The sequence below is a fragment of the Pseudomonas sp. NUPR-001 genome (assembly GCF_052147955.1).
GTDB lineage: Bacteria > Pseudomonadota > Gammaproteobacteria > Pseudomonadales > Pseudomonadaceae > Aquipseudomonas.
Genome location: NZ_CP197353.1, coordinates 3,515,965 through 3,540,624, shown reverse-complemented (window position 1 = coordinate 3,540,624; position 24,660 = coordinate 3,515,965). Strand labels below are relative to the sequence as shown.

The 24,660-nt window shown below is 60.0% G+C and carries 26 protein-coding genes; 3 read left to right on the top strand and 23 right to left on the bottom strand.

Going from position 1 to position 24,660, the window contains the following annotated elements:
- Window positions 1-20: 20 nt before the first annotated feature.
- The 3 genes from mobH to ACP6KB_RS15810 all read right to left on the bottom strand — a co-directional run bounded on the left by mobH (window position 21) and on the right by ACP6KB_RS15810 (window position 3,756).
- Entirely contained in the window at window positions 21-1,844 is a 1,824-nt protein-coding gene (mobH, locus tag ACP6KB_RS15820; protein WP_023098589.1) for a MobH family relaxase, read from the bottom strand.
- Window positions 1,845-2,078: 234 nt separating this feature from the next.
- Window positions 2,079-3,005 (bottom strand): nucleotidyl transferase AbiEii/AbiGii toxin family protein, encoded by a 927-nt coding sequence (locus tag ACP6KB_RS15815; protein ID WP_023098590.1) that lies wholly within the window; start codon window positions 3,003-3,005, stop codon window positions 2,079-2,081.
- Entirely contained in the window at window positions 2,998-3,756 is a 759-nt protein-coding gene (locus ACP6KB_RS15810) for a type IV toxin-antitoxin system AbiEi family antitoxin domain-containing protein (protein ID WP_023098591.1), read from the bottom strand. Before ACP6KB_RS15810 ends, ACP6KB_RS15815 begins: the two co-directional genes overlap by 8 nt.
- Window positions 3,757-3,988: 232 nt before the next feature.
- Between ACP6KB_RS15810 and ACP6KB_RS15805 the strand changes: the two genes are divergently transcribed.
- Window positions 3,989-4,348, top strand: a complete 360-nt coding sequence (locus tag ACP6KB_RS15805) for a DUF3742 family protein (RefSeq protein ID WP_031629833.1) — start codon at window positions 3,989-3,991, stop codon at window positions 4,346-4,348.
- A 14-nt stretch (window positions 4,349-4,362) separates the two neighbouring features.
- Here ACP6KB_RS15805 and ACP6KB_RS15800 read toward each other — a convergent pair whose 3' ends face one another.
- From ACP6KB_RS15800 to ACP6KB_RS15780, 5 genes are read right to left on the bottom strand one after another with little or no spacing between them, the layout of a single operon-like run.
- Window positions 4,363-5,886 carry a conjugal transfer protein TraG N-terminal domain-containing protein gene (locus ACP6KB_RS15800; protein WP_023098592.1) on the bottom strand — a complete coding sequence of 508 codons (1,524 nt, stop codon included), beginning with the start codon at window positions 5,884-5,886 and terminating at the stop codon, window positions 4,363-4,365.
- A gap of 15 nt (window positions 5,887-5,901) precedes the next feature.
- Window positions 5,902-6,249 (bottom strand): hypothetical protein, encoded by a 348-nt coding sequence (locus ACP6KB_RS15795; protein ID WP_023098593.1) that lies wholly within the window; start codon window positions 6,247-6,249, stop codon window positions 5,902-5,904.
- Entirely contained in the window at window positions 6,246-7,640 is a 1,395-nt protein-coding gene (locus ACP6KB_RS15790) for an integrating conjugative element protein (RefSeq protein WP_023098594.1), read from the bottom strand. Before ACP6KB_RS15790 ends, ACP6KB_RS15795 begins: the two co-directional genes overlap by 4 nt.
- Before the next feature lie 10 nt (window positions 7,641-7,650).
- Entirely contained in the window at window positions 7,651-8,592 is a 942-nt protein-coding gene (locus tag ACP6KB_RS15785; protein WP_023098595.1) for a TIGR03756 family integrating conjugative element protein, read from the bottom strand.
- A complete protein-coding gene (locus tag ACP6KB_RS15780; RefSeq protein ID WP_199798167.1) occupies window positions 8,589-8,969 on the bottom strand; it encodes a TIGR03757 family integrating conjugative element protein in 381 nt (126 codons plus the stop codon). Before ACP6KB_RS15780 ends, ACP6KB_RS15785 begins: the two co-directional genes overlap by 4 nt.
- Window positions 8,970-9,187: 218 nt before the next feature.
- Between ACP6KB_RS15780 and ACP6KB_RS15775 the strand changes: the two genes are divergently transcribed.
- Window positions 9,188-10,189: a DUF4917 family protein gene (locus tag ACP6KB_RS15775; RefSeq protein ID WP_023098597.1), complete on the top strand. Its 1,002-nt coding sequence runs from the start codon at window positions 9,188-9,190 to the stop codon at window positions 10,187-10,189.
- Window positions 10,190-10,287: 98 nt separating this feature from the next.
- On the opposite strand, the gene ACP6KB_RS15770 is transcribed toward ACP6KB_RS15775, so the two are convergent.
- The 10 genes from ACP6KB_RS15770 to ACP6KB_RS15725 are packed head-to-tail and all read right to left on the bottom strand — an operon-like array spanning window position 10,288 to window position 18,713.
- A complete protein-coding gene (locus ACP6KB_RS15770) occupies window positions 10,288-11,022 on the bottom strand; it encodes a DsbA family protein (protein WP_023098598.1) in 735 nt (244 codons plus the stop codon).
- On the bottom strand, window positions 11,019-13,907 hold the full coding sequence (locus ACP6KB_RS15765; RefSeq protein WP_023098599.1) for a conjugative transfer ATPase: 2,889 nt from the start codon (window positions 13,905-13,907) through the stop codon (window positions 11,019-11,021). The genes ACP6KB_RS15770 and ACP6KB_RS15765 overlap by 4 nt, the downstream gene beginning before the upstream one ends.
- Window positions 13,907-14,341 carry a TIGR03751 family conjugal transfer lipoprotein gene (locus ACP6KB_RS15760; RefSeq protein ID WP_023098600.1) on the bottom strand — a complete coding sequence of 145 codons (435 nt, stop codon included), beginning with the start codon at window positions 14,339-14,341 and terminating at the stop codon, window positions 13,907-13,909. The genes ACP6KB_RS15765 and ACP6KB_RS15760 overlap by 1 nt, the downstream gene beginning before the upstream one ends.
- A complete protein-coding gene (locus ACP6KB_RS15755) occupies window positions 14,322-15,743 on the bottom strand; it encodes a TIGR03752 family integrating conjugative element protein (protein WP_023098601.1) in 1,422 nt (473 codons plus the stop codon). Before ACP6KB_RS15755 ends, ACP6KB_RS15760 begins: the two co-directional genes overlap by 20 nt.
- Entirely contained in the window at window positions 15,733-16,635 is a 903-nt protein-coding gene (locus ACP6KB_RS15750) for a TIGR03749 family integrating conjugative element protein (RefSeq protein WP_023098602.1), read from the bottom strand. The genes ACP6KB_RS15755 and ACP6KB_RS15750 overlap by 11 nt, the downstream gene beginning before the upstream one ends.
- Window positions 16,632-17,318 carry a PFL_4703 family integrating conjugative element protein gene (locus tag ACP6KB_RS15745; RefSeq protein WP_023098603.1) on the bottom strand — a complete coding sequence of 229 codons (687 nt, stop codon included), beginning with the start codon at window positions 17,316-17,318 and terminating at the stop codon, window positions 16,632-16,634. Before ACP6KB_RS15745 ends, ACP6KB_RS15750 begins: the two co-directional genes overlap by 4 nt.
- Window positions 17,315-17,713: a TIGR03750 family conjugal transfer protein gene (locus tag ACP6KB_RS15740; protein ID WP_023098604.1), complete on the bottom strand. Its 399-nt coding sequence runs from the start codon at window positions 17,711-17,713 to the stop codon at window positions 17,315-17,317. Before ACP6KB_RS15740 ends, ACP6KB_RS15745 begins: the two co-directional genes overlap by 4 nt.
- Before the next feature lie 12 nt (window positions 17,714-17,725).
- On the bottom strand, window positions 17,726-18,085 hold the full coding sequence (locus tag ACP6KB_RS15735; protein ID WP_023098605.1) for a TIGR03745 family integrating conjugative element membrane protein: 360 nt from the start codon (window positions 18,083-18,085) through the stop codon (window positions 17,726-17,728).
- A gap of 17 nt (window positions 18,086-18,102) precedes the next feature.
- Complete coding sequence (locus ACP6KB_RS15730; RefSeq protein WP_023098606.1) at window positions 18,103-18,336, bottom strand: TIGR03758 family integrating conjugative element protein; 234 nt, start codon at window positions 18,334-18,336, stop codon at window positions 18,103-18,105.
- Window positions 18,333-18,713, bottom strand: a complete 381-nt coding sequence (locus ACP6KB_RS15725; RefSeq protein ID WP_023098607.1) for an integrative conjugative element protein, RAQPRD family — start codon at window positions 18,711-18,713, stop codon at window positions 18,333-18,335. Before ACP6KB_RS15725 ends, ACP6KB_RS15730 begins: the two co-directional genes overlap by 4 nt.
- Window positions 18,714-18,911: 198 nt before the next feature.
- On the opposite strand from ACP6KB_RS15725, the gene ACP6KB_RS15720 reads away from it, so the two are divergent.
- The gene (locus ACP6KB_RS15720) at window positions 18,912-19,892 is read left to right on the top strand and encodes a hypothetical protein (protein ID WP_023098608.1); all 981 of its coding nucleotides are present in this window, start codon (window positions 18,912-18,914) and stop codon (window positions 19,890-19,892) included.
- 13 nt (window positions 19,893-19,905) lie between these two features.
- On the opposite strand, the gene ACP6KB_RS15715 is transcribed toward ACP6KB_RS15720, so the two are convergent.
- From ACP6KB_RS15715 to ACP6KB_RS15695, 5 genes are read right to left on the bottom strand one after another with little or no spacing between them, the layout of a single operon-like run.
- Window positions 19,906-20,655, bottom strand: a complete 750-nt coding sequence (locus ACP6KB_RS15715; protein WP_023098609.1) for a TIGR03747 family integrating conjugative element membrane protein — start codon at window positions 20,653-20,655, stop codon at window positions 19,906-19,908.
- Window positions 20,652-22,814 (bottom strand): type IV conjugative transfer system coupling protein TraD, encoded by a 2,163-nt coding sequence (traD, locus tag ACP6KB_RS15710; protein ID WP_023098610.1) that lies wholly within the window; start codon window positions 22,812-22,814, stop codon window positions 20,652-20,654. The genes ACP6KB_RS15715 and traD overlap by 4 nt, the downstream gene beginning before the upstream one ends.
- A 4-nt stretch (window positions 22,815-22,818) precedes the next feature.
- Window positions 22,819-23,361: an integrating conjugative element protein gene (locus tag ACP6KB_RS15705; protein ID WP_023098611.1), complete on the bottom strand. Its 543-nt coding sequence runs from the start codon at window positions 23,359-23,361 to the stop codon at window positions 22,819-22,821.
- Window positions 23,358-23,948 carry a transglycosylase SLT domain-containing protein gene (locus tag ACP6KB_RS15700; protein WP_023098612.1) on the bottom strand — a complete coding sequence of 197 codons (591 nt, stop codon included), beginning with the start codon at window positions 23,946-23,948 and terminating at the stop codon, window positions 23,358-23,360. The genes ACP6KB_RS15705 and ACP6KB_RS15700 overlap by 4 nt, the downstream gene beginning before the upstream one ends.
- The gene (locus ACP6KB_RS15695) at window positions 23,930-24,649 is read right to left on the bottom strand and encodes a TIGR03759 family integrating conjugative element protein (protein ID WP_023098613.1); all 720 of its coding nucleotides are present in this window, start codon (window positions 24,647-24,649) and stop codon (window positions 23,930-23,932) included. The genes ACP6KB_RS15700 and ACP6KB_RS15695 overlap by 19 nt, the downstream gene beginning before the upstream one ends.
- Window positions 24,650-24,660: the final 11 nt, after the last annotated feature.

The following is a 24,660-nucleotide window of genomic DNA, read 5'->3' as shown; positions in this document are numbered from 1 at the left end:
CAGCGACGAAAGTACATCGGTCACACCACCTGAAGATACGGATTATTCGGGGGGCATTCGTCAAATACTTGCGCGGGGTCCTCCAGTAGATAGCCATGCAGTTTCCGTGACCTCCGTGGGCCAACCACCTCACATGTCCAAATGTTCAATCCGCTTTGTTGTTTGCGGTGGATTTGAAGCTTCTCAAATTGTTTTTGAATCCATTGCCAATCCTGCTGTTTTTCTGCTTTTGCCATTGATGAAATCACAGGATGTTCCTGTGCATATCGTTGAAACACACCCGGACTAACGAGGTATGCGGTCTCAGCGACGGTGTGCACAAGGGCCTTCGCATCATTTATAAGAATTTTGTGCGACTGAAGGCCTTCCTTTAGCCAGGAAATAAAGTGCTTTCCTGAAGGCAGAGTGGCGGGGGTAGGAGACTGTTGGAATGGTATCTCTTTAGATGATACTGGCCGTTTATCGTGTGAGAGAGACTGTTTTGGAGGTGGTGACGAATATTTCGCAGTTCCTTCTTCTTGGGAGGAGAAAAGTGACAACAGATCATCCACCACTTGTGTGTCGGGAGAGTTCTGTCCATCAATTGATACAGCCTCTCCATCATCGGTTGTCGTCCCGTGTGCGGTAGCGTCGGAATGGATCGGTAATGCTGTCATTGTGGACGGCAAAGGAATCTCTGCTTCGATGCCCTCCTGATCATCGAGAGCAGTCACCGTTCCTGAGAATGATAGGGGGCGTTCGTTAGCTTGCCAAAACAATGCTGGCGAAAGCTGCAGCAAAGTAAAGCTATGCGACCATCCAGCATTGTTATTGACTGCCGCACGCCAGATTGCCCGATCATCTTTTGTGGGAACCAATAAGCCATGCTCTTGAAGTACGTTGAAGATGGCAGTGTTATTTGACGGAATGCCGTCCATACCTTGAGATAGCAAATGTGCGCGGAGCTTGTCAGAAACGGTCTTGCTCACGAGCCACAAGGCATTTTGAGTTATCCAGCCGTCAGAAGCCTCCGACTGGTTCAGCTTTAGTTCGTGCTTGACTAGGTAACGCAATCCATCCAACAGCTTGCGCTGAAGAGCATGTTTCGGTGCTGTTATTGCTCGTGCAGGGTCGCCGCCAAGTTCTTGTGCCACTGATGCGCGGTCTGCTTGTACGACTAGCTCACCTAGAACACCAGCATGCTCATACTGCCCGGCCAGAACATACAGCAACGCCGACCACAGCGTCGGATACCCACTGAGCCAATCGAGAATTTCTCGATTGAGAAGCTGGTTGTATAACAGTCCTGTCGCAGCGCTATGCAAGTGGTACTCACGATTCTCGCGGTACCGAAATCGATACGGTAACTGCAAGGGTCCATGCCAGGGATGCCACGTGGCGCCATCTGACTGCTCGACGCTTATATCCACTGCAAGCTTACCTATGTCGTGCAATAGGGATGCATAGGCTGTCGCCGCAGTCCAGGCCTCAGCCTGCTCAGCTTGGTCTTCTGGTGTTGAACCGGTGGGCAGTAGATACGACTGCCGAAGCTTCAGGGCATATGCAACGATCTCAAGACCATGATCGAGCATGCCTCCGTGGTAGGCATGATGATGACTTTCAGATGCAGGAAACTGCTGGACTAGTTCGGCGTAGCGGTTCAAAGGGGCCTGATAGAGCGAGGCGAATTTTTCCCGCGGCAGTGAAGTACGTTGCCAGATGTGCTCAAGTAGCTTCTGGCGGCGTGGCGTGGCGAGCAGTACCGCGGCTCCCTTTGGATTCGTGAATCCGTTGACCGTATCGGCCGTCTCTACCACTTCGGTGCGGGGTACTGCTGGTGGCTTTCTCTGGAACAGGTTAAACATCGCGGACCTCAAGGGAGTGGGCTGCAACGGGCCTTTTCCTTTTTCGGGTAGGCCCATTCCCCTTGGCATCCCTTCCATTCACCCTTCGAACCCGTTTGCTGACAGGATCCGTCAAGGTGTCAAGACAAGGCAAGGCTCTATACGCAATGCCGTTTCCCCTTTTGTCGGCATCTAAGGCGCTTGCTTTGCGGGTCGCATAATTGCCATAAAGCAATGATGTGAGGCCTGGGGCCGCTACTTCCGAACACTCTTAAATGCAGCATCAAGCATGTCGGCTTGAAGCAGTAGATCGCCTGGCCTGCTATCCATGAATTTCAACAAATTTGATAATTTCCAGCGCAGCGCGGGGAGTTGCTCCGCATGCTGGCACTGCAGCAGAGCCCAGTCAGGTTGCGCACGCGCCAGCCCACGCAGAAAACTCTCGTGCTTGCTACTCAAGCGTTTAGGCAACTCATGTCTCAACCTAGCTCGAGTGCGTATTAGTTGCTCGAGCGGACAATCAAGTTCTGTCATACCGACGAACGCGCGCTCAAACTCATTGGCGATGTCTTTGTCGTTGCCGAACAGCACTTCATGGATCGGACGGTTGTGGCCCGCAAGGTAGACAACGAAGCATTCAACCATCTCGTCGGTGATACCTCCCGTCTCGAATAGGCGCCAGACGTCAAATAGATCTCGCGGGTGCTGACGATCGAGAGCTGCAACCAGTTTGCCGGCGTAGAGTTCGGCCACGTCCAACGTGGGCACGCTGAACTCCACACCGAACCGGTCACTGGTTTTGGTGCCCAAGGGGCGTTGGGCAACAGGTAGGACGGTGCCTCGGAACACAACGTTGACCTCCACTTTCACCTGGCTGGTCTCGTCCTCGGCAATCAGCTTGGTGTCACCCAGCTCCTTGCTGCGAATCAAACGGGCTTGGATGCCCAGTGGCTCGACGCGTTGGGCGATCGCGGCTAGCTCTTCATTGATGGCCATTAGCGCCTCATCCCGAGGAACTTGCCAGGGAAGATAGACGACATCGATGTCGACCGACAGGCGTGGCATGTCCTGAACGAACAGGTTGATGGCCGTTCCGCCCTTCATCGCGAAGATGTCGTTGGCGAACACGTCGGGGGTGATGTTAAGTAGTAGGCGGACGGTGTCCGCGTATTGCTTATCCATGAGGCTTGAGGCTCAGTAGGGTGCCGTCGTCCATGCGGCTCATCCAACGCTTGCTGCTGCCGGTGCGTAGCGGGTATTGCTGTACCAGTGCATCGACATCAACCACGCCGGTCTCGCGAGCCCAAGTCAGGAACAGGCGTACGGTTTTGACACTGGTGCAACAAGACAGGAGCTGGCCCAGTATTTCCTTACGGGGCGAGCGCAAACCGTCGAAAAGGTTGCGAACCTCTTCCAGACTCTGTCGGGTTCCCGCTTCGTACAGCATCTCGAGTACGGCGCGTTCGGGCACCGCCACTTGCAGTTCCTTCGGCTGGCCCGGAGGCGTGTGCAGAGTCTTGTTGGCCACGCCTGTGTCAGGCCAGTCAAACAGCCGCGCGTTGACATACCTGGCAGGAAAGCGTGCACTGAACCAAGCCGGCAGGCTGAAGCGCGCCTCTCCCCACAGCACTAAGACTTCGCGTGTGCTCAGGTTGTGCCGCACCCCTTGCATAGCCAAAGCACTTTTGCCGCCTACGTGCAGGCCTGCGACGCGCTGTTGGAGGAAGCGCAGCGCGCCGGTGACGTCAAAGTTGTCGTTGGGAAACGCGTATGTCCCGTGGCCAAGGCGCACCAGCCATCCGCTTTCTACGTAGCGGGCGGCAAGCTGGGGCGAAACGCCGAAGGTTTCGAGCAGCTGCAGATCGAACGGTGCCCCCCTGGGAAGGTCCGCTTGCAGATGCTTGATTACTTGATGTCTAGAAAATCCACTCATGAGTTAAATATACGTAAAAATCCAATCAGACTCCAGGTCGAAACGCAGAAATGCAGAAAAAGTAGCCTCTTGGTTGAATTTGACGTATAAATCTAATCATGGATGTCATCTTGATGATCCCTATTGCCTTGGGCACCTGAACCGCGCGGTGCCAAAATCGCATTGATGCTCTGCGCGCAACGGCGTGCAGGGCAAACTGGAGCAAACATATAGCGCACGACAGGTGACCGCCATGAACGCAAAGACACATCGCAGCTTCCCCGAACGCTTAGGCCATTGGCTCGGCTGCGCCTGGCGTGCGGGCGCGCGCATCGAACGGCAACTATCGTCTTGGCTGTTGGGCAAAGGCGTGCCCAAAGGTCTCGCTTTGGCGTTGCTGTGGGCGGTGAAGTTGGTTGCCGCGGGTGTCATGCTGTATGTCGCGACTGGGCTTGCGGTCATCCTGCTCTTCGCCATCGCCGCAGCATGGGTAGCGCGTAATTCGGAGGCTGCGTCGAGGCCCGAGGCGGAGTGGAGAAACGGCCCTGCCGGTTTCGGTCTCTACACATATGACGGGTTTCGAATCGATCCTCACGTTTCGGATGACGACTAAACGTCAGGCAAGGGTTACTTCTTGGTGACTGCGCCCATGGCCGCTCCGGCACCTTTGCCGCCCGCAGCTTTGGCATCTCCTGTTCCGCCGGCAAGCCCCTGAAGAACGTTTCCGGTGCGAATGCCAGCCCAGCCCAAGGCCATTACCCAAAAAGTGGGTAGCACGATGAACATCGACGCCATGACGAAATTCAACAGCATGTCGCCGAAGGCGTTGTTCAAGCCCATCACCGGATCGAAGTTCGAGTGCGGTCGGTTCCAGCCCCACCCCCATCCGTACAGCGCGTCTAGGATGGTGCTGTCGATCCATCGGGCGAGCTGGAGCCAGAAGTCCACGAAGAACAGAGAGAACTGCACCACGCTGATCGTCACCACCGTCTTCAGATCGTAGGTGCCGACCACGAGCACCAGCGGGATGCAGATGACCAGGGCCATCTTCAGCAGTGAGAGCACCATCGGCAGCGCCTGCCGTACCACGTCCATAGCGGGGAAGAAACCCAGCGAGCCCACCGCCAGACCCACGTCGCCGGCCGCGCGGGTGACGATGTTCGGCAGCGTCTTGTCGATCTGACCGCCGTAGTCGGAGTAGACCGCTCCCTGATTAAGCTTCTGCTGGCGCGGCGAGGCGATCGCACGGATCACCGAGTCATCTACTTGGGCGCGGCTCAGGAAACCCGCCCAGCCGGCCAACCGATTCATGAGGGTTGGATCAACTTCGGCAAGCAACCGGGCACGCAGGCCATTGCCGCCATCGCTCCACCACTGGCGGCACGTCGGGTAGCCAGCACCGCTGGGCACCTGTGTCAGACCCGCATCGCGGTTGCTGTCATAGGCCCAACTATCCTGAGGTGTGCTGGCACGGTAAGTGTCGTAATAGCCGCCGGTGTTGACGAAGTAGTTGGAGCCGATCCAGGTGACATCGTGCATCTGGGACTCGTCTAGGCTCGGGCGACTCATGAAGAGCTTGGCCCGTGCTGGCCCGTAGCAGTCGTGGGTAAAGTCCGCCACCTCTTGGGCCAGCACCGGATCGTCAATGCGCGTGGCGTCGATCTCCATCCTCATCTGCCGAAGATCCGTGCCGCACGGGATGGCGGCCACCGAAGCGCCAGTGACCGCGCGCGAAAGCGTATGGATGAAGGCCCACCAGACGGGCACCTTCGCGCTCTGGTTATTGAGGGCGGTAAAGGACTGGCTCCAGCCCGTTTCTGAAGGCTGGGGCACACTGACCTGGCATTGCTGGGAGCGCGAGTCGTCCAGTCGGACCATATTGAGATCGACGTCGATGAAGGGGATGCCGGCAAACATCACCACGACGATTGCCACCCAGACGCGGTTCTCAATACGCATGGACGACAGCACACCCTTATTGCCCTCGTCTGCGCCCTCGGCCCGGGCCTTCAGCCATTCTTGGATGATGATGGCCACAAAGGGAATGGCGAACACGCCGCTGGAGACCAGGACGGACCAGATCCCGTTGTGCACGATCCAGCCTACCAAGGTCAGGTAATACTCGAGGTAGTCGGTGGTGAAGAGTGTCATGTTCCGAATCCCTCGTTACGTCTGCAGTAGCAGGCTGGCTTCCAGGGCAACGATGGCAATCACGCCTGCCACCTCCACGCGAACCAGACGGTGACGCGCGTCGGAAGATGCCTCGCGCGTGAGCAGCCGCCGACGCATCCATAACCAGCCATAGACGGTGGCGGCGTAAAGGCAGATCCGCCAGGCCAGGAAGTAGCCAGCTGATGCAGACATCCAGCGTTCCCAGCCCGCCACACTGCCAACCAGGTAAATGCCGGTCACATTGGCAGCCACCGCCAGGCCCAGCAGGACGATGGCCCATGCCAGTGCCTTCGCGTTGCGCCGGTTGAACAGCCACCTCATGCGCAGCCACCGGGTGCTCATGGGGTAGCACCGGGTGCCCGCCGCTGCAGACGGTTGAGCCGGTCGGGCGTTGGGTCACCCTCGAAGACACCGCGCGAACCGGATGCCCGAGTGCCATGGCGTTGGATGATGGTCATCGGTGAGTTGTTGGCCAATTCGCGGCGCAGATCGAGTTCGGTTTTGAGGTTGAGGATCTCTCGATCTAGCGTGTCGCTCTCGTGGTTCACCGCCTCGGTCGCCAGCTGATTGGCTGCGACGTTGGGCTCCTTCTTACCCGTGAGCAAGGTGCGCTGCAGCAACAATGCTTTTTCCAGCACTGACGCAAGCGCCACCTCGGATGCAAGGCGGCGTGCGAGGATGTCCTGGTCCGGTTCGTCGCGCAGGGCCTCGACCACCCCACGGGTGATCGGCAGCGACATGCTGCCGGCGGCGCGCAGGTTTTCCACAGTGGTGTTGCGAGTGCGGCTGATGAGTTCCTGTAGCACTTCCAGCTTCGTCTCGTACTCTTCCTGGATCAATGGCGTCAACCCGACGCCCGGTATGGTCTGGGTCTTGGTGCAACTCTCGCAGGTGCGTTGCTCTTTTTCGCCCAGGACCCGTGTTGCCCAATCTGCCGCAGCCTGAGGCGTAGGCCAGGTCGCGCAGGCCAGGCTGTTGCAGTTGGCAGCGGAGATCGACGAGGTATCGGCCACGCCACGGCCATTGACGAGGTTGTAGCCTGCACGAGTCACGTCGCCGACTACCTTGATGGACGGTTGGCCGGAGCCACCAGCATTGTTGCCGCCCACCCAAGGCACACCATCGTTGCCGCGGCTGCTCTCCGCCTGCTCGATGGCTGAAACCGCGTCTGTGCTAGCCACCGCTTGGCGCAGGGCCATGCCTTCGGCGATCTGGTTCCAACCGAGCTGTCCGCCAGCCGCGTCCGCCATCCGTTCCGCCATCGCACGACAGGTCAGTTTGGAACGGTCGAAGTCCAGACGCGCTTGCAGGACGCCGTTGGTCAAGAGGTTGTACAAGCCCGGATCAGCACGCTGGATGATCAGGGCCGGCAGCGAGGCGACCGCGCTAGTCGCGCTCTGGATCACGTTGCTCATGATGTTCTGGAAGCCGTTCGTGAGCCCGTTGAGCTGGTTCTGGATCGTCGTGCTAATGCTCATGTCACCGCAAATCAGGTTGCTGTTCCAACCCATACCCACGCCGATTGAGCGCATGCCAGCGGCACCGCTCATCGAGACAGCGTTGCCACCCCCAATCGAATACATGACCTCGTCACCTATCACGCTGCCGCTGTTCTGAAAGCCGGATTGAGCCCAGACCAGTCCGGTCGCCAGTACCAGCGCACTGGCGAGCAGCGAGGACTGCCTGCGCACGGACAGACGGCGGAACGGGTGGAAGTTGTCTTGGCAGTTCATGGTAATGGCCTCAGTTGAAGTCGACGCTGCCAAGAAAGACCTGGCCCCGCCGCTGGCAGCAGCTGTAGGGGCGCCACAGCGCCCAGGCGTAGTCACCTTGCTGGGCTTGGGTGAGCGGACCGTGGTTCGGGAACACCGCGCAGGACGAGGACAGGCGCGGTGTCAGTTCCTGCCACTTGCCGGTCGAGGCGTCGCTTTCCATCAGTGCCCCGGCCGGCCAGTAGCCATCGCGGCTGTTGGCGAGGAGGGGTTGATAGACGTGCAGTTGGCCGCGGCGGGTGACGACATCGCCGGCGCGCTGTGCGACCACAGCGCCGGACTTGTGGTCGTCGGCCTGGTGCAGGAAGCCGCCCCGGGGATAGACCGCTCCCCACAGATTCAGGCTGGTGCGGGCACCAATCTCGCGCATGCCCGGAATCAGCGCTTCGGGGTACACAGCCTCCGGCACGTTGTACCGCCAAGCGATGGTGTCCAGCGTGCTGAGCAGGTAGGGCATGAATGCCGTGCCTGCCCCCTCGCACGCGTAGCCCGACGAGCTCGCGAACTGGCCGAACACTTGACCTCCTGGATGGCCGATGACATCGGCGTTCTTGAACTTCGCAAGGTTGTTCTCGTTGTCGTGGTTGGTCGTGCCATCCCCGCCCGCCTGTGCAGTCGGGTTGGGCGTGCTCATTGCACGAACTTCAGTCCAGGGGTTCTCGCCCGTGTTGGAATAGCTGGAAACCACGGCGTCGGGAATGTAGTGCCGCACCTTGATCGAGGTGCGCACTGTGCATCCTGTCCAAGTGCAATGGAGCCAGTAGCAGATGCCGACCACCCGGTACTCCAGGCAGTCGGGCGAGAGCGTAGAGGACACGATGCTCGCGGTGTTGAGCGCGAAGCTCGATGTGGCGCCACAAAGCAGCGCAACAGCGGCAGAGATTCGCAGTCGGCGGGGGACACGGGGCCTCATGGTGTGTCCTTGCGATGCTGTGCGACGCGCGCCAAGGCTTTGTCGAGATCAGATTCGCCGTAGACCACGTAACGCTGGTCCACAACGACGGCCGGGAGTGTGGTGATTCCGAGGCTCCAGGCGTCGGCCACGCCTTGGTAGGCATCCAGCATGCGCTTTTGCAGGAGCTGGCCGCCTTGCTGCAGACGCTGTTGGACCATCGCGGCGGCACGCTGCGGATCGCTCGGCAACTGCGCAGCCAACTCAGCCTCGAAGCGCTGCGGGGTGTCCAGCTCAATGAGGCGGTGGACAGTGGCTTTTCCGGTCACGCGATGGCTCGAATCGGTGACGATCCAGACCTCCTGGGCGCTGGCCGCGCCGGCGACTGACATTGTCATACCGAGTAGAGCTTGTCGCAGCAGAAGGTAGAGATTTCGCATGGTATGCGGCCTGGCAGTTAGAAACCCCTGTAGTCCAACGCAAAGCGCCGACTAGTGCCACGAACAATGCGTACTGCCCCGAACCCTCATTTCCCGCGCTGGTGCGGCCGGATCGTCCATTCCTCGGTCAGGACTGCGGTAAGGTGACGGGAGACAAAGATTGGAGAGAGGAACCGATGCCCTATGTGATTCAGCCGTGGGAGGCCATTGCCCCGAACTACCGAGGCACCGCCATATTGGGAAATGGCGCCAGCATTGCGGTGAGCCCGAGTTTTTCCTATGGCTCGTTGTTGGAACATGCCCGAACGAACGAGCTGATCGCCCCGGACGTCGAGCGGTTGTTCGCATTCTTCGGGACGACGGACTTCGAGCTGATCCTGCGCATCGTGTGGCAGGCATCGAATGTCAATCGATCACTGCTGATCCCGGACCAACGAACGCATGAGGCATACCTTAGGGTTCGGGACTGCCTCATCCAGAGTGTCCAGGACATCCATCCCGAGTTCGACCAGGTCAGCGGGCATTTGCCGGCGATTTACCGATTCATAAAGCACTTCGATACGGTTGCGTCGTTGAATTACGACCTCATCGTCTATTGGGCCTTGATGTATGGCTATGACCATGACGACGAGCACGCCATCAAAGATTGCTTCGGTGCGGGCGGGGTGTTCCAGGATGATTGGCGCAGGCTGAGAACGCCGATTCGGCGCCAGCGATCGACCACGCTGGTGTTTTATCCGCATGGCAGCCTGGTGCTGTGCCGCAATCGCGTCGAGCAGGAGCGCAAGATCTACAACGCCGATGCGGGACTGCTGGAGGCCATCTTGACGCGGTGGCGCAGCGAAGAGGTTGTGCCGCTGTTCGTGAGCGAGGGGACCTGGCAGCAAAAGGTGAGTTCGATCCAGAACAGCTACTACCTCTCCACGGTCTATCGGGAGGTGCTGGGTTCTGAGCGCGAGACGCTCGTCATCTATGGATGGGGGTTGGGCGAGCAGGACATACACCTGCTACAGCGGATGCGAGGCACCGGCATCCGCCGCGTTGCGGTTTCTGTGTACGGCGCAGACCAGATCTACTGCAATCGGGTGATGGCGATCATCCAAGGAGCCTTGGGTGCGGTGCCAGTAGAGTTTTTCGACAGTCAAAGCGCCGGCTGCTGGAATCACCAGGGTGCGTAGTGTCAAGTGCGACAGCCGTCATATCTGGCAGCACCATGCATGCCGGCATTTCCGGGCCTGCTCGGGAAGAAGGTGGCCTCGGACTGTGGGCAGCAAGGCTACTTCGCGTCTGTGTCGACGGCCTCTGAAGGCATCTGGGTTTCCTGCGCTTTATCAGGTTGGTCAGAGGCCAGATAGTCCAGGGCAGACAGCAGGGCATCACCCACGATCGGCCCGCTGAGCGTCATCGACCGATCAATACTGCGGTCGACTAGTCGAATGGTCGGGGTGGCATTGAGTCCATCTTTGCGCGCCTGATCTGCCTGTTGGCGCACCGACTGCCCAGGTCGCTCGCTGTTCAGGCAGGCTTGCACCGCTGCATCATTGGGATAGGCCGTGCCAGGCGGCAATCCCTGGCCGCCGCCACGCGTGTGTTGATACACCCAGGCGATAGCCTCCCAGAAACGTGCATGTCCGAACGTCTCTCCCACGCACTCAACCCAACGTGCTTGCTCGCTGGCAGCCGGCTCATGCGTCGTGAGCGGAAGGTGATGCCACTGCAGGTTGACGTCGGGATGTCCGTCGATCCAGGCTCGTAGTACCGGAGTGTAGGACTGGCAGAACGGGCACTCCAAATCGGCGTAGACAATGATCGTGAAGCGCGCCGAGACGGGGCCGTAGCGCCACGGCGGACCTGGCGCTTTCTCGACAGCGGCCTGCTCAACGGCGACAGGATTTTCAGGCTGGAACGATGCGAGGAATCCCCATGCCGACGCAGCAAAGACTACGCAGGCTGCAGCAAGCCACCAAGCGCGCCGGAATTTCTTGGCAACGGGATGCGATGTGAGAGTCATCCCGCTTCTCCGGCGAACACGTCGTCGTATGGCAGCGGGTTGATACCGCGCGCGCGATCGATCTTCTCGGCGATCTTGAAGGCGGCTTCGAGTTCACCGATGCCGTGCTGCTGCATGAGTTGGAAGCGCTCGGCCTTCTCTTCAGGCTCCGTTTGGGCCAATGCCAAATACAGGCTGGGCGGCACTGCACGAAACAGCACCTCCATCGACTTGGAAAGAATGACGCCCTCGCTGAACTTGCCCGCTTCCTTGCGGGCCGAGAGCATCAGTGCCTTCTGTGCGGGTTTCAGTTCGCGAAAACGCGCGATCTTCTCGACCTCATCCGGTGGCATCGACAGGCAGATCCACCACTCGATCATGTTGAGCATGGGCTCGGCGGACTTGGGTAAATCATCCACATTCTGTGTGGCGAGCCAGAACCAAGCCCCCAGCTTGCGCCACATCTTGGTGATCTTGACTACGTAGGGCGAAAGCAATGGGTTCTTCGTGATGATGTGGCCCTCGTCGGTCACATTGACGATGGGCCGCCCGAGGAACTGGTCACGCTCGGCGATGTTGTTGACCGTGCTGATCAGCGAGATGTAGGCGATGGACAACTGGGCGTTGTAGCCCTCGCGGGCGTAGGTGGCCAGGTCCACCACAGTGACGTCGGCCTCTGGCCATGGAGTTCCCGGCCTGTCGAACATCTCGCCGTCTGTGCCCTGGCAGAACATGTCCATGGCATCGGCCATTTCGAGCAGTCGAGAACGCCGGGTCTCGGGCAGTGTTGTGTCGCGGCCGCGTTCGCGCAGCGCGTCGCGCACATCGCGAGTTAATACGGTCCGGTTGTCCGCGACACAGCGCTGCGCGGCCTCGAGGATGCACTGGCGGATCAGCGACCGGTCGGCGCGAGTCATGCGTGCCTCTTCCTTGTCTTCCCCGCCAGTGATCATCAAACGCGCGGTGATTTCCAGTTCGCCAAGCACGTCACGTTGCTCGTCGGCCTCATTCGTGGTCGGCCCAGGCTGCTCTTCATCAAGGGCGTCGGCGTCGAGGGTTTGCACGGCGCTGGGCGTCTCGATCAAGCGACGTGCATCCGCAAACGGTGCCAGACTGACTCCGGAGCCCGGAGAGAGCTTGACCCGGTTGACAGTAAGACCCAGCCGCTTGGCGAAGTCGCCGAATAGGCCAAAGGAGTTACCTGCTTCGACGATGAACATGCGTGGGCGGTAGATCGCTGCGACCTGGTTCAGGATGTTGTTCAGAGTTGCTGACTTGCCCGAACCGGTCGGGCCGAACAGGAACAGATGGGCGTTCATCTGCCGGTCCAGGCGGTTGAAGGGGTCGAAGGTAATCACACCGCCGCCACGGTTGAAGAACGTGATGCCGGGGTGGCCCGTGCCTTGGCTGCGTCCCCAGACAGGCGACAGGTTTGCAGCATGCTGGGCGAACATCAGTTGGGTGTACCACTGTCTGCGGTCCGCGCTAGGGTTGTACAGACACGGCAACCAACGCAGGTAGCTGTTGAGCGGTGCCACCTCGTCTTCCTCGCGCACCGGTTGCAGGCCGGCGTTGAGCATGACATTGGCGAGCTGCAGCCCGCGCTGATCCAACTCGGCTTCGTCACGGCCGCGCAGGTAGAACGCCAGCGTGCCGCGGTAGAGCTTGTGGGAACTCCCGATCAGCGAGCGGGCCTCGTGGACATCTTTGAGTGTCTGTTCCGATGCCAAGGTTTCGCCCACGGCCTTCTTGGCGAGGTGGTTGAGGTGGGCTTCAAGCACGTCCTGTGGTGTAGCGACCAGCGTTAGGCACAGCGTGGTGTCTTCCGGCATCTGGTCGAACAGTGTGTTGATCGCATCGCCCTTGCGTGTCTCCCCAGTCAAGTGTCCGGTGACCGGCGGCGTGCGCAGCCGGTCAGTGACCAAGACGCGATGTGGCATACCATCGAAGTACCACAGCCCCTGGTCCACGTCCGAGCGCGGCTGCCCGAAGAACAGGCGTTGACTGAAGTCCGTGCCACTGGCCAACTCGATTTCGTCAGCCTCGGGGGTCTCCGGGTAAGCCGCCAGCTGGTAGAAGCGCTCACGGTCCTGCGAGTCGGGACCCAGTATTGTGGGATAGGGATTGAACCAGCGCAGCAGCCAGGCATGGATCGCTGGCGCATTCAACCGGCGAGCCTGGATGCCGGCGTTGCTCAATCCTCCTGCCAAACGATCGCATACGGTGTTGATGGCTTGCTCGGGCGTCTGGCCGCGCCGACTGCTTGGACCTACCGCACGCCGATACACCACCAGGCGCACGCGACGACTTTGGCCACGCCAGCGTAGGCGGGTCACCACGGTGTCTTCGAAAAGGCCGCCAGGTTTGGCGACGGCGCTCAGGTGGTGAGCGAAGAACTTAAGGTAGAACTCGCTGAAGCGTGAGTCCTGCGCCCGTGGCTGGATGTAGCGGCGCAGAGCATCCAGGTATTGGGCGAAGCTTGCTTCGTCCTGGGCGTAGAGCTGGACAACCCAGGGATTCTCATCCAGTTCGTCAAAGCTGTCTTGCAGCGCGTTCTCCAGTGCGTCACGTGCCTGCGCTAGCCAGGCGGCCTCACGGCCCTCAGTACCCAGGGGCGTGAGCTCGAAGAAGGCAGCGACCGATTGGCCGTCTTCGAGCAGCATGCAGCCAGACTCGGGCAGGTATTCCACCCACGGCAGGAGAGAGACGAACGATGGCGCTACGTCGTAGAGGGCCTGCTCATCAGTCGTAGTTGCGGCACGCACACCCTGAACGGCCTCGCCAGGCGGCTGTACGCCTCCATCTCTCAGCGCATGGATATGGCGCTGCCAGCCATCTGGCTGTGCTTGCTCAGAGGATGAAGCGCCGGGTTCCGTCCGGCGGCGCCAGGGCAGCGTCCAGGTCATCAATAGTCCTCCACACGCTCGCCCGGCATGGCGTATTGGATGCGCTGGTACAGCGGGAATACCGTGGTATAGCCTGGCACCGGCACAGGATCCGTTCCCGCGAGATGCGGGAATACGTACATCACTAGATCGGGGTTGGGAAGCCGATGAAACTGACGGTAGATCTCGTTCGCCGCGGTGCGGGTATAGCGGGCCTGCTCGGCAGGTGCGGCGGCGATGTCCGCTTCGAGCAACGGTCGGCGCAGGGTCTGACGCGCATCGAGCAATTGGCGCCGGGCCGCCTGGCCGGTGCCCCCGTCGCCAGCCTCCTGCTGCCAGATGACCTGCATGGTCCGCCCACCGTGGGTGAGCAGCTCTTCCTTGTTGGTGGCGCAGCCGGCGAGTGCGCCCACCGCGAGTGCCAGTACAAGAGACTTAGTCCAGTTCGAGCGCATGGGATTCTCCTGCACGGTGATTGACTTTGCGGCCCTCTGGGTCGTAGTCGATGGCGAGTGGCTTCTCCAGGTGGACGGCCACCTTGGCTCCCGGCGGCACATACACTGCGGCGAATGCCTGCCCGTAAAGCTTGTTGACCCAGCTCGACATCTCTTGGACGCCGCCAGCCAGGATCCGACCGACAGCTTCCTTGCCACTGATGCCAACAGTTCCGATGGAACCATCTGCGCCGACATAGGACGACCGCCCGCTGTCAGACTTGATCAGCGAGGCCGCGCCGGCACCTGCGGCCGTGATCAATGCCTGGGTGCCCAAGTACTGCTGGGCATTGCTGCGGCGGTCGCCGCTGACGCAGGGAATACCGTGCGGATCGCTGATCCAGCCTAGGCCGTCTTGCTGGTTGTTGTTTTGCTGGTTTCCATCGCGGTCTTCGGGAATGGTGCGGATCGTGCCGTCGTTGAAGACGAAGGTGATGCTGCGCACTTGGCCACGCACACACGAGAGCGTCCAATCGCCGGCTGCAGTACCGCTGAAAACTGCGCCTGCCACGTCAGGGATATCTATGCCGTTGGCGGTCAGGTTGTCCGGCCCGACCAGAACCTTGAACGGATACGGATCGTTCACCGTGCCATCGATGGGCACGCGGCCAATCAGTGCGGTCATCGCCACCGAGCCCATTAGCGTCGAGTTGGTCGGTACGGTGTAGACCGCCTTGGCCTTGCTGATCCCAGCGGCTTTGGTGCCGGCATTGGCGACCGAGTCGGCGGTGGCTTCCAGGGTGCGTTGGGCCGGGCCGAAACTGGTGGGGAAGCTGAGCGTGCTGCCGCTGCTCCGGCCCCGTCCATCGGTTTGTTTGGCGTCGTCGGGCTCCACCCAGCGCATACCGCTCGTTGCGCTCCGCATGCCGTCTGAATCGCCCTCACCCAGGCCCAGCCCCACTGGCAGATCGGAATGGCCATTGCTGCGGTTACCGATGTTCTCAAGGCGGCGTTGTAGGTCTTCCAGCAAACCTTCGGCCTGCTGGCGCTCGCTGGCGATCTGCTTCTGGTCGCGGCGAAGACTAGCGCGTTCGGACTCTAGGGCGGTGCCGATGCGCTGGTCGATCGCCGATTCCCGCTGACGCAGGCGCTGGTTCTCTTCGCGTTGCGTCTTGTTGTCCGAGGTGGCCGTCTGCAGTTCTGTACGAAGTTGCTTTACCTGGGCGACCAGAGTTGCGACTGTGTCGCGTGGTGTGTCGCCTTCGATCCCCAGTGCCTTCATTTCTTCAGGCGTGAGCTGGGCACTGGCGTCGACACTGGCGGGGGCTTTGCCGCCGTTACTGGAAAACAGCCGGATGCCAAAGAACAGCACGATCAGCGCCACCGGAATCATTAACCACTTGAGCAGACCGTTACTGCGCATGGACGTCTCCTTGCGTCGATGTGGTTGGCTCGGGCAGATTCACCGCTGGATTGAAGCGTTGGATGGCTGGCAGCAGGGACTGTGGCAGGCCATGGCGTCGTGTCACTAGATACACCATCGTGGTGTCTTCCGGTCGGCCTTTCGGCCCCAGTGCAGGGTGCTGAAAGGTCGCTGTCAGGATGTCGCCTTGCAACGTGCGCGGATCCAGATCGACCCAGACGTTGCTGGTGTTGGTGACGCGGACCGCCGTAACCCAGTGGTCCTCTAGGCGCCAGGAAGCAAGCGCGGTGGATTTGACCGGCAAAGTGGGCAACAACGTGTCGAGCGCCAGATTGCGTCTCAGGTTGACACGCATGATGCCGGGAGCGGGTTCGACCGTACGTAACGGCGCGTAGAGGTTCTGGGCTGCATAGCGTGTGAGCACCACGGCAATCGGGGTTTCACGCAGGCTCTGCGCGGGTTGGGTCCTGTCTGGCACGGCATTGCCGCTTTCGGCTGTTTGCTCGCCATAGCGCGTTGCAGCGCTGGTGCCATCCACGATGCGCACCGGCTCCAACGGCGAAGCACCTTCGCGTGCGGGCTCGGCAGCGATGTCCAGCAGGATTAGCGTGCCCGTATCGGCGTCCTGCAGTTGCAGTCGCGTTGGCTCGATGGGCTCGATAGCGCGCAGATACACCGCGCCTCCGGCGCTCTGGATACGCAGACGCTCACCCACATTGGCCGGTACACCGACGCGCACATTGCGATCGATGAACACGATTCGCTCCTGGCCCACGACCAGAGGCACCGCCAGCGGCAGCCGTTCCCAGCGAAGAATCTCCACCGCATGAACCAGAGGTGCGATCGCGACCACTACGGCAGCACTCAGCCAAAGGGGGACTTGCTTTCTCATGGCGTTTCTCCTTGGACGCCCAGACCACCGCGGGCGGGAGGATGAGGTGGTGTCTCGGGTGCGGCAATGCGCTGCGGCGCGCCGTCGTAGCAATCGAGTGCCAGTCCGAACGGATTCCGAGCGGGATCCACATCCGCCCGAACCACCTTGATTGGATAGCGAACGAGCGCACGCTTGATTTGCTCGGAGCTGTAGTACTCGTCCGCGCTGATGTCCAGGGTCACTACCCAGTCGCGGTCCGAGACGACCCGCACGCGTGCGTTGGGGTTGTCGCCGTAGCCACGACCGGGAATCTCATAGATTCCGCGCACGCGTTGGCGCAGCTCACCTGCGTTGCGGCGATAGTCGTAATCGGCTTGCAGGAAAGCTCGGCACGCGGGAGTGAAGTAAGGCGAAAGTGCGTGAAGGTTTCGCGCGTAGTCATCCTCACCGTTGGTCGGCCAGCGGTTGAGCTGCTGGAACACGTAGAAGGTAAAGGCATACACCGATTCCGGTGGAACCTCCCACCACTTGCGCGTGCTGCCCGAGCGCAGATCCGGTGGCACATGGACGGTGAGATCGCGCGGCGAGCTCCACCACCCCCCGCCCATGACCAGCGCAAGAAGCAACAACGCTACGGCGCCCATGCGCAGGGTCTTGATGTGCGCCTGCAGGTGCGCAACCTCGTTCTTGAACCGGCTCATCGCGACGCCCTTCGTACCGACCAGAAGCCGGAGCGAGTGATCAGCGCCCGCCCGCCGATCCTGTCCGAGACGATGGGGTGATGCGTCGTCAGCCACCATTGCAGATGGCGGTACAGCCAGGTGTCGGGTCGGCCGCGCTTTTGGCGGCGCAAGATGCCGCCGCCAACGAGCACACCGAGCACCACACCTACGACGACGAATGTCGGTGCTAGCGCGATGGTCGAGAACATCCACGACAGTGGCGCACCGAACATCAGCCCGGCAGCTCCGGACAGCCCGCAGCAGATCCAAAGTTCGTCTGCAGTCAGGCCGCGCACAACCACCGGATGACGGTTGAGCCGGTGCGGCAGGAAGGACACCGTGCCGTCCTCCCGCACATGCTGATGCTCGGACATGGCCAAGCCTCCTTACAGGATGCCGGTGGCTTCGGTGAGCAGCCAGATGCCGATCACGAGAAGTACCGCGCCGATGGCCACCGTGAGGCCAAACTGGCCCCAGGTCTTGCGGCCGGTGTGGATCTCGGCGTATGTGCCGTAGGCGTGATAGCAGACGCCGATGAACATGGAGGCGACCACGAGTAGCGCGACAAGCAGCACGATGTCGTAGCCGTAGTTGCGAATGGTCTGCATGATGCCGTTGCCGGTGCCACGCGAGGGGTTCTCCAGTGTGGGCAGGCCTTGGGCAAACGACACCACCGGCAGCGTCAGCACACCGAGGACGAGTGTCGAGAGCCGGAGGCGTTGGGTGGGGGAACTGCTGGTCTTCATGATTGGCCCTTTCGAAGTCAGGAGATAAGGAAAAACGTCAGCACGATGTACATGGCAAGAAACCGCACAAGGACGCCGAGGAACTGGCGCTGGTTGATTCGGCTTTCTGCCCAGCCCACATAGGCTGTACGGATCGCCCAGACCCCCCATAGCAGCAGCACCGTAAATACGGCGCCTACGAGCACGGTGGCCATCACTGCAGGCGTGAAACCGCTGTTGGCTTGAAATGCTGAGAGCTGAGCACCATTCATGGCTTGGGCTCGCTACCGATTGGATAGTCGGAGGCTTCTTGTTCGGTGCGGTACTGGCCGGTCAGCTCGGCAGGATCTCGAGGCTGGGCGCGCGGTGGCGTTAGGTAGTCTTGGAGACCGCTTCGCACGCGGGTTAGGTCATTGCGTAGCCGGGCGTAGTCAAAGTGGTAGCGCTCGCCCGGCGTAATCCTGACATTGGCAGCGCTGTGAGCTACGAGGTGTTCCAGAGTCTCAAGCTGGCGGGCAGCGGCGGCTAAGTCCTGGCGCTGCGCTGGCGTGTCAGCGTTGGCGGCCAGGGGTAGTCCTGTCATCAGGAGGGTATTCAGCAGCAAGTAGGCGCCGCTGCGTGCAACGCCGGGACGGATTGGCAGCACCATCGCGCTATGTCCTAGTCAGATCAGCAATGGAGTGATCGTGGCAAGGCGAGCGTCCCTTGGCTGCAAACAATGAGAAATGCGGGCTACCGGATTTGAGGCGCTAGGACGACACGGTGGATAGATTGTCCGGATCGGTTCCAGTCTCGCCGTCCGGACCGGGTGATAATCAACGTTGGGACTGAACTGAATGGGGTAAGTATGAGTTTTGTAGCGAAATCGCTCGCCTTCGATGGGTTGCTAGAAGAGTTTGATCTATTGATCAATAATTTTAGAAAATTAAGGTTGAAGATTGGAAAAGGCGCACCGATTGAAAGCACAAAGTTGTGGGGCTATCGGAAAAAGCTGGACGACCTTGAAAAAATGGACGAGATGGAGGTTGCGGCGCTCATTGGAATAGTCAACAAATATCGTTCGATCAATGCTCTGTTCGATGTCGATAGTAAAATCATCGTCCCGCAACAGAAGTTGCTTGACTTGCTCGATGGGGGGCACACCCTTGCTGATGAGGATGAGAGATACAACGACGCATTCTTCGAGCTTGCCATGGCAATCAGATTCGCAGCAAGTATGGGTGACGGAGTGGAAATCGACCTCTCTACCGAATGCGATGTGGTCTTGTGTCGACAAAAAATAGCGATTGAGTGCAAGTACCTACACAGCGAAAGAAAATTCAGACATGAGTTTTCTGATGCCATAAAACAGCTGGACAAACGCATAAGTAACGGGCAGGCAGAAGTGGGGTATGTTGCATACGACTTAACTAATTTGGTTGACAAGGTCCGCATTTTTGAAATGGCGCGCTCTATTTTTGATTCTTTCGCCGCCAACTACGAACGTCTAGAGCAGAGTCGAGGTGTATTTTCTCAAAACATCAAGGAACAAGGTTTACTTCGTTCTATTCTCGTCAATCGAAACTTTCAAGCAATAATAAGCAACTTTACGGCCCACCATTTGGAGTCAGTTTTTTATAGCAACTTCAAGAAATCCGAGATGGAGAAGCTTGATTCTGAGAAAGTTGCCGTCATTTTCCAGTTGAGCCACTGCCTTATATTTGAGTACGATAATGAGGTTATTCCGGTGCCGGCCAGGGCTATGAATTACTACATCAACGATGGCCTACCTGAGATACGCCAAGCAGAAATAAAGAAATTCATTCACTCCTTGGCTGTTGGAATCTAGAGCCGAGAGTCTGTCACAGATACTTCTTGAAGCTGCCAGCGGTGAGATTCATGGCCAGCCCAAGAAGAGCCGCACTCGGCAGCAGAATGATCAGCGGGTGAACCGAAACTGGCAAAGCCAGGTAAATCACCCAAGGCAAGATTGCCAGTGGCATGAGCGAGGCTTTGGCGCGATGATAGAGAAAACCGGACTCCCGCCCTGCACCGAATTTGCGTACGTCGCGGCGAACCAATCCATCCACGAAGCCTACGAATGCTGCTGTTACGAACAAAGGCAGGGTCAGCACCAGCACAAGTAGTCGAACCAGGTACGTGAGCGTCGTAAAGGCAGCGGCAATCAAGTAGCTTTCCGCCCACACGTAGGCTTGGCTGATGAAGTAGCGGAAGTCTCGTGTGCGATGCTGACTGGGCGCGCGGGCGCGGTCAGCCGTTTGCTCCATGCGCGCCAGCAGACCAGTGCGCACGAACATCCAGCGGTAGCCTGTATCCACGAGCTCATGCGCTGTGCGCGTGGGCTCCGTGACGATGGCACTGCGAGTGAAATGCCCAGACAGGTGGGTCAGCTCGTACTGCAGCATAGCCTGAGAGTGACGCCAGCCCTGATCCTTCCAAAAGAAGTGCATCCCCACGCATTCGATCACGATCGAGATCAGCAGCGAGCCGATCAAGACGCCGAACAACCTGAACGGCGTGCTGATCAAGCCGACAAGCAGTCCTTCACGGCGGGCCTCCTGGCGCTTCGCGGTGCTGACCGCATCGCTCATGGCAACTGCTCGCTGCCGGCAGCTTCGGGCGGGATCGTGTCATCGGTCAGATCCTCCGGCAGATCTTCCTCCTGCAGGCCTGGTGATCCAGTGTTCTCCCACCACTGTGCTGCCTCGCTATAGCTCTGGCGCATATAGCCGGCTAACTGCTGTAGATCCTTGGGCATGACCTCATCGGGGTCGGGTGCAGGCAGCGGCATGCGGATCTTCCACAAGTTGCCGCCTTGCAATAGAGCAAAGCACTGCCCCTTGGGAAGTCCAACCACCTGCGATGGTTCGATCATCGGCACGCTGGACATGCTGATGCGATCCTGGGTATTCGATGTGAAGTCGGTGGCACCGCGGATGTCTGAGCTGTCGGTGGCACCGCTGACGATGGTTGTGGAGTAAACCTCCACCTTTGGCAACTGGCGGGTCAGCAGTTCCGCAGTGGCCGTCTCCCGCACACGCAGCATGAACAGGTTGTTGAAGTTGCCCACAACCTGGCCAGCCTTGGCGCGATTGCCAATGCGCGCCTCGATGTCGCTCAGTGTCTGTGTGTATGCGGTGACCTGAATACCGGCACCACCGCCCTTGTTGACCATGGGGATAAATTCGTCGCCCATCAGCTCATTGAATTCATCCGCATGGACATTGATGGGGACCTTCGCTCCCGGATTTGCGTCTGGCAAGCCATCATCGACGCCAAACTTGTAGATGTGACCTGCCACCGAGACCATGTCCGAGAACATTGAATTCCCCACTGCGGCAGCAACCTCCGCGTCTGACAGGGCATCCAGACCGACATAAACGACTGCGCGCTTGCGGATGATCTGCATCCAGTCGAAGATCGGACGCGGATCTTCGAGGTCGGAATAATTCGGCGCCAGCAGCTGAGCGATTTTCCCGCTGGTCAGCTTCTCCAACAGCGGCAACAATGACGCAACAATCTTGTCGAAGTAGGTCTTGTCATAGCGCACCGCGCTGCGCAGTCCGTCCAGAACGGGATCGTAGTTGCGCACCTGACTTAAATACTGCTCTAAGGCCACTACACGCTTCTCACGGCCGATCATGTTGCGTGGAATATTCTTGTCGTTCAGCCGCCCCTCAAGTTGGACGATAACCTCCCAAGCCTTGGGCTCGTGCTTGGCGAAGTAGTGCTGCGCATACTCGATGAACAAGGCATCAATGTTGATGACGTGCCGCTGGATCAGCAGGTAGTCGGGGCGCTGGCCCAATTCGATGAGTGCTCTCGCAATAATGTTTACGAAGCGCCAAGCGAATTCCCGGAAGGCGGCGCTGTTGCCCTCGCCCGAGAGTTGCCCGGCGATTCGAGTGGCAACCTCGGAGATGCGCCCGAATCGCCCCACTGCGTTGTAGCGCGAGCTGATCTCGGGCCAGCCCAGGTGGAAGAGGTAAAACTCACCTTCGCGCCCAGCCCGCTTGGCTTCTACGTACATGCGTTTGAGCAGATCGGCATCACCTTTCGGGTCGAAGACGATAACCACCTCATGTTCACCGGTAGCGCTCTTGCGCCGTATGTCCTGGGTGATGAATAGCTCGGCCAATCGCGTTTTGCCGACACGGGTGGTTCCCAGCACCAGCGAGTGACCAACACGCTCGCCAAGCGGCAAACTGACGTCGACCTCATCTGGCTCAATGCCGTGTAGGCGCGGTAAACCGCCAACCGGTGGCAATGGGCGAAAAGGATTGAGCGAGATGTCCCAGGCAGTGATCCTGACCAAACGCGAGAGCGGGAACGGCGCAAACTCCAGGCGCTCTTCCAAACGTCGGACCATCATGTAGGCTGGCGTGGGTTCGACATGGCGTCGGAACTCCGGACGATAGGTTTGCATCAGCCGGTGCGTGTGCTTCTGCTCCCAGAGAAAGCCTCTGCCGATAAACAACCGCTGCTGGCTGATTGGTACGTCTCGGCTGATCATCACGTAGCGGGGAAGGCGTCGGATGTTGCGGCGGTATCGGAGGATCGCGTGGGCCTGTCTCAGGCGGATCGCACCGAAGGCCAGGAATGCCAGCGCACTGCCAATCCCCATGGCCGGACTTAGCGCGAGCGACCATGGAGCTACTAAGGACAAAAACGCCGCGCCGGCGCAAGCCGCCACGGTGTAAAGCTCCACCGCTGGGCGCAGCAGGACTTCTACAGGCTGGGTCTGGCCCATGGCGTCATTGCTCGATGCCGGTGCTGGTGATCAGCACGGGGTAGTGCCGAACGCCAAGCCGGTCAGCCAGATCGTCGGCAGCTACGGGGGCGAGCTGGATACCGGGTGCGAGAGCCCGCAGACGGGTGAGCCCCTGCATCGAGTCTACATTCACGACTAGACCCACGGCGTTGCGCTCACGCAGAGAGGCTGCATGGCGGAACAACCAAGCATGTGAGGCTTCATCGTCTCCGATCAAGAAGAACGGCTGCAGCCCTGGTGCCTCGATGACACGGCGATTAACCGTGCCTGGCGTTAGCTTGGTACTGCGCACCGGCAGCATGTTTGCTTCACCGCCAGCCTTGGATGGTGGCACGGGCATTACGATGGGAGGCTTTGGCGTACCCGACATACGCGGCAGCAGGTTGAGCGCTTCGTAGTAAGGCAGCGCTGAAGTGCCACCGTGGTCTTGGACAACGACTAAGGGCTTGGCCGCATGTAATGGAGTAGCCAGTATGGTCAGCAGAACGACCAACCCGTGTGCAGCCGAGAGGTGGGAGAGGTTCATGGTGGGGTCTCCTTGCGGACATCAGATGCTGCGCGTGACGAGGCTTGCACGCGCTCCAGATGTTGGGCGACGCTGCGCCGGTAGCGCGCGGCAGGTGCACCACCAGCCGGTCGGTGGTAGCGACCTATCGCCAGTAGCCAGTCCTCGCCCGGGGTGTGCTGCTCGCGCAAGATCTGCGCGGCGATCGCCAAATTGGCGTAAGGATCGAGCAAGTCGCAGGGGCGGCCATAGCGATGCTTCTGATAACCAAGATTGATCTGGCCCAGGCCTGCGTCCACGCGTGTTGGCGGAACTTGGCGCAAGGCCAGCTGCAGGCCGGCGCATGCTTCGACACGGGTGGCGAACCGCTGAGACTCGCCCGCGACGTTCAGGGACCAGGGCCAGGGCACAACGCGTCCATTGCGGCGCATGCCGCTTTCCTGCAATGCGACGGCGTACAGCACAACGGAGGGAATTCCAGCCTGCCTGGCGGCCAATTGGTAGGCCGGCGGCGGGATCTCTTGGGCCACGGCGGTCTCGCTGATCACCCCACCGACCAGCCACAGCATCAGGGCTTGTCGGGCCAGGCCTAGGGCTGCCGTTGCCATTGGCCATCCACCTGCCGTACGACAGCGGGCAGTTCACCTGGCAGCCCGAGGGCCAGCCAGCGACCTGCATCGTGATTGAGGGTGATCGTGCGGGCACGAACGCGGGACGGGTCGATCTTGGTCCGGCGTGCCCAGTCGCGAATGCGGGCATCGTCGGCTCGGCTACCTACAACGTATACGTCGAAGGCCGAGCCCGACGCTTGCAGCCGCGCGATGGCTTGGTCACAAGGGGCACAGTTGTCACGCACGAAAACGGCGGTGCGTCCGCTTCCCTGAACTGAGGCGTTGGTTTGACGCGGGCCAGCGTCTGGCAGGTTGACGCGCTGGGCATTGGGCTGCAACCGTTGCCAAGCTTCGTCATAAGCGCGTTGGTAGGCCAGTAGTTTTTCCACGCGGCGTGCTTCAGCTTGCACCTGGAGCTCGGCGTAGCGCCGTCGCTCCTCGTCGGAACGAGCTTCTGTTCCGAGGGCGGAAAGGGGATCCAGATTGGGCGAGTAAATGCCAAGGGGACCGGCCATCAGCTCTCGGTAGCGCGTCCACTCTTCCCGGCGCAGCCCCCAGTCGCGGGCCAGCTTGTCGTCCTGACTGTGCTCGATCTGGCTCTGGGTAGTATGCGACGGTGTAGCCGGTGTTTGCTGTGCCCAGGCTGGTTCGTTGAGGGCTGCCAGAAGCATTGCGGTGAGCAGGAGTGGCTGCTTCATGGGATAGTCCC

What these genes read in the sequence shown, in the direction of transcription:
- mobH (WP_023098589.1), bottom strand. Translation starts at nt 1,844, where the DNA reads ATGTTTAACCTGTTCCAGAGAAAGCCACCAGCAGTACCCCGCACCGAA.
- ACP6KB_RS15815 (WP_023098590.1), bottom strand. Translation starts at nt 3,005, where the DNA reads ATGGATAAGCAATACGCGGACACCGTCCGCCTACTACTTAACATCACC.
- ACP6KB_RS15810 (WP_023098591.1), bottom strand. Translation starts at nt 3,756, where the DNA reads ATGAGTGGATTTTCTAGACATCAAGTAATCAAGCATCTGCAAGCGGAC.
- ACP6KB_RS15805 (WP_031629833.1), top strand. Translation starts at nt 3,989, where the DNA reads ATGAACGCAAAGACACATCGCAGCTTCCCCGAACGCTTAGGCCATTGG.
- ACP6KB_RS15800 (WP_023098592.1), bottom strand. Translation starts at nt 5,886, where the DNA reads ATGACACTCTTCACCACCGACTACCTCGAGTATTACCTGACCTTGGTA.
- ACP6KB_RS15795 (WP_023098593.1), bottom strand. Translation starts at nt 6,249, where the DNA reads ATGAGCACCCGGTGGCTGCGCATGAGGTGGCTGTTCAACCGGCGCAAC.
- ACP6KB_RS15790 (WP_023098594.1), bottom strand. Translation starts at nt 7,640, where the DNA reads ATGAACTGCCAAGACAACTTCCACCCGTTCCGCCGTCTGTCCGTGCGC.
- ACP6KB_RS15785 (WP_023098595.1), bottom strand. Translation starts at nt 8,592, where the DNA reads ATGAGGCCCCGTGTCCCCCGCCGACTGCGAATCTCTGCCGCTGTTGCG.
- ACP6KB_RS15780 (WP_199798167.1), bottom strand. Translation starts at nt 8,969, where the DNA reads ATGACAATGTCAGTCGCCGGCGCGGCCAGCGCCCAGGAGGTCTGGATC.
- ACP6KB_RS15775 (WP_023098597.1), top strand. Translation starts at nt 9,188, where the DNA reads ATGCCCTATGTGATTCAGCCGTGGGAGGCCATTGCCCCGAACTACCGA.
- ACP6KB_RS15770 (WP_023098598.1), bottom strand. Translation starts at nt 11,022, where the DNA reads ATGACTCTCACATCGCATCCCGTTGCCAAGAAATTCCGGCGCGCTTGG.
- ACP6KB_RS15765 (WP_023098599.1), bottom strand. Translation starts at nt 13,907, where the DNA reads ATGACCTGGACGCTGCCCTGGCGCCGCCGGACGGAACCCGGCGCTTCA.
- ACP6KB_RS15760 (WP_023098600.1), bottom strand. Translation starts at nt 14,341, where the DNA reads ATGCGCTCGAACTGGACTAAGTCTCTTGTACTGGCACTCGCGGTGGGC.
- ACP6KB_RS15755 (WP_023098601.1), bottom strand. Translation starts at nt 15,743, where the DNA reads ATGCGCAGTAACGGTCTGCTCAAGTGGTTAATGATTCCGGTGGCGCTG.
- ACP6KB_RS15750 (WP_023098602.1), bottom strand. Translation starts at nt 16,635, where the DNA reads ATGAGAAAGCAAGTCCCCCTTTGGCTGAGTGCTGCCGTAGTGGTCGCG.
- ACP6KB_RS15745 (WP_023098603.1), bottom strand. Translation starts at nt 17,318, where the DNA reads ATGAGCCGGTTCAAGAACGAGGTTGCGCACCTGCAGGCGCACATCAAG.
- ACP6KB_RS15740 (WP_023098604.1), bottom strand. Translation starts at nt 17,713, where the DNA reads ATGTCCGAGCATCAGCATGTGCGGGAGGACGGCACGGTGTCCTTCCTG.
- ACP6KB_RS15735 (WP_023098605.1), bottom strand. Translation starts at nt 18,085, where the DNA reads ATGAAGACCAGCAGTTCCCCCACCCAACGCCTCCGGCTCTCGACACTC.
- ACP6KB_RS15730 (WP_023098606.1), bottom strand. Translation starts at nt 18,336, where the DNA reads ATGAATGGTGCTCAGCTCTCAGCATTTCAAGCCAACAGCGGTTTCACG.
- ACP6KB_RS15725 (WP_023098607.1), bottom strand. Translation starts at nt 18,713, where the DNA reads ATGGTGCTGCCAATCCGTCCCGGCGTTGCACGCAGCGGCGCCTACTTG.
- ACP6KB_RS15720 (WP_023098608.1), top strand. Translation starts at nt 18,912, where the DNA reads ATGAGTTTTGTAGCGAAATCGCTCGCCTTCGATGGGTTGCTAGAAGAG.
- ACP6KB_RS15715 (WP_023098609.1), bottom strand. Translation starts at nt 20,655, where the DNA reads ATGAGCGATGCGGTCAGCACCGCGAAGCGCCAGGAGGCCCGCCGTGAA.
- traD (WP_023098610.1), bottom strand. Translation starts at nt 22,814, where the DNA reads ATGGGCCAGACCCAGCCTGTAGAAGTCCTGCTGCGCCCAGCGGTGGAG.
- ACP6KB_RS15705 (WP_023098611.1), bottom strand. Translation starts at nt 23,361, where the DNA reads ATGAACCTCTCCCACCTCTCGGCTGCACACGGGTTGGTCGTTCTGCTG.
- ACP6KB_RS15700 (WP_023098612.1), bottom strand. Translation starts at nt 23,948, where the DNA reads ATGGCAACGGCAGCCCTAGGCCTGGCCCGACAAGCCCTGATGCTGTGG.
- ACP6KB_RS15695 (WP_023098613.1), bottom strand. Translation starts at nt 24,649, where the DNA reads ATGAAGCAGCCACTCCTGCTCACCGCAATGCTTCTGGCAGCCCTCAAC.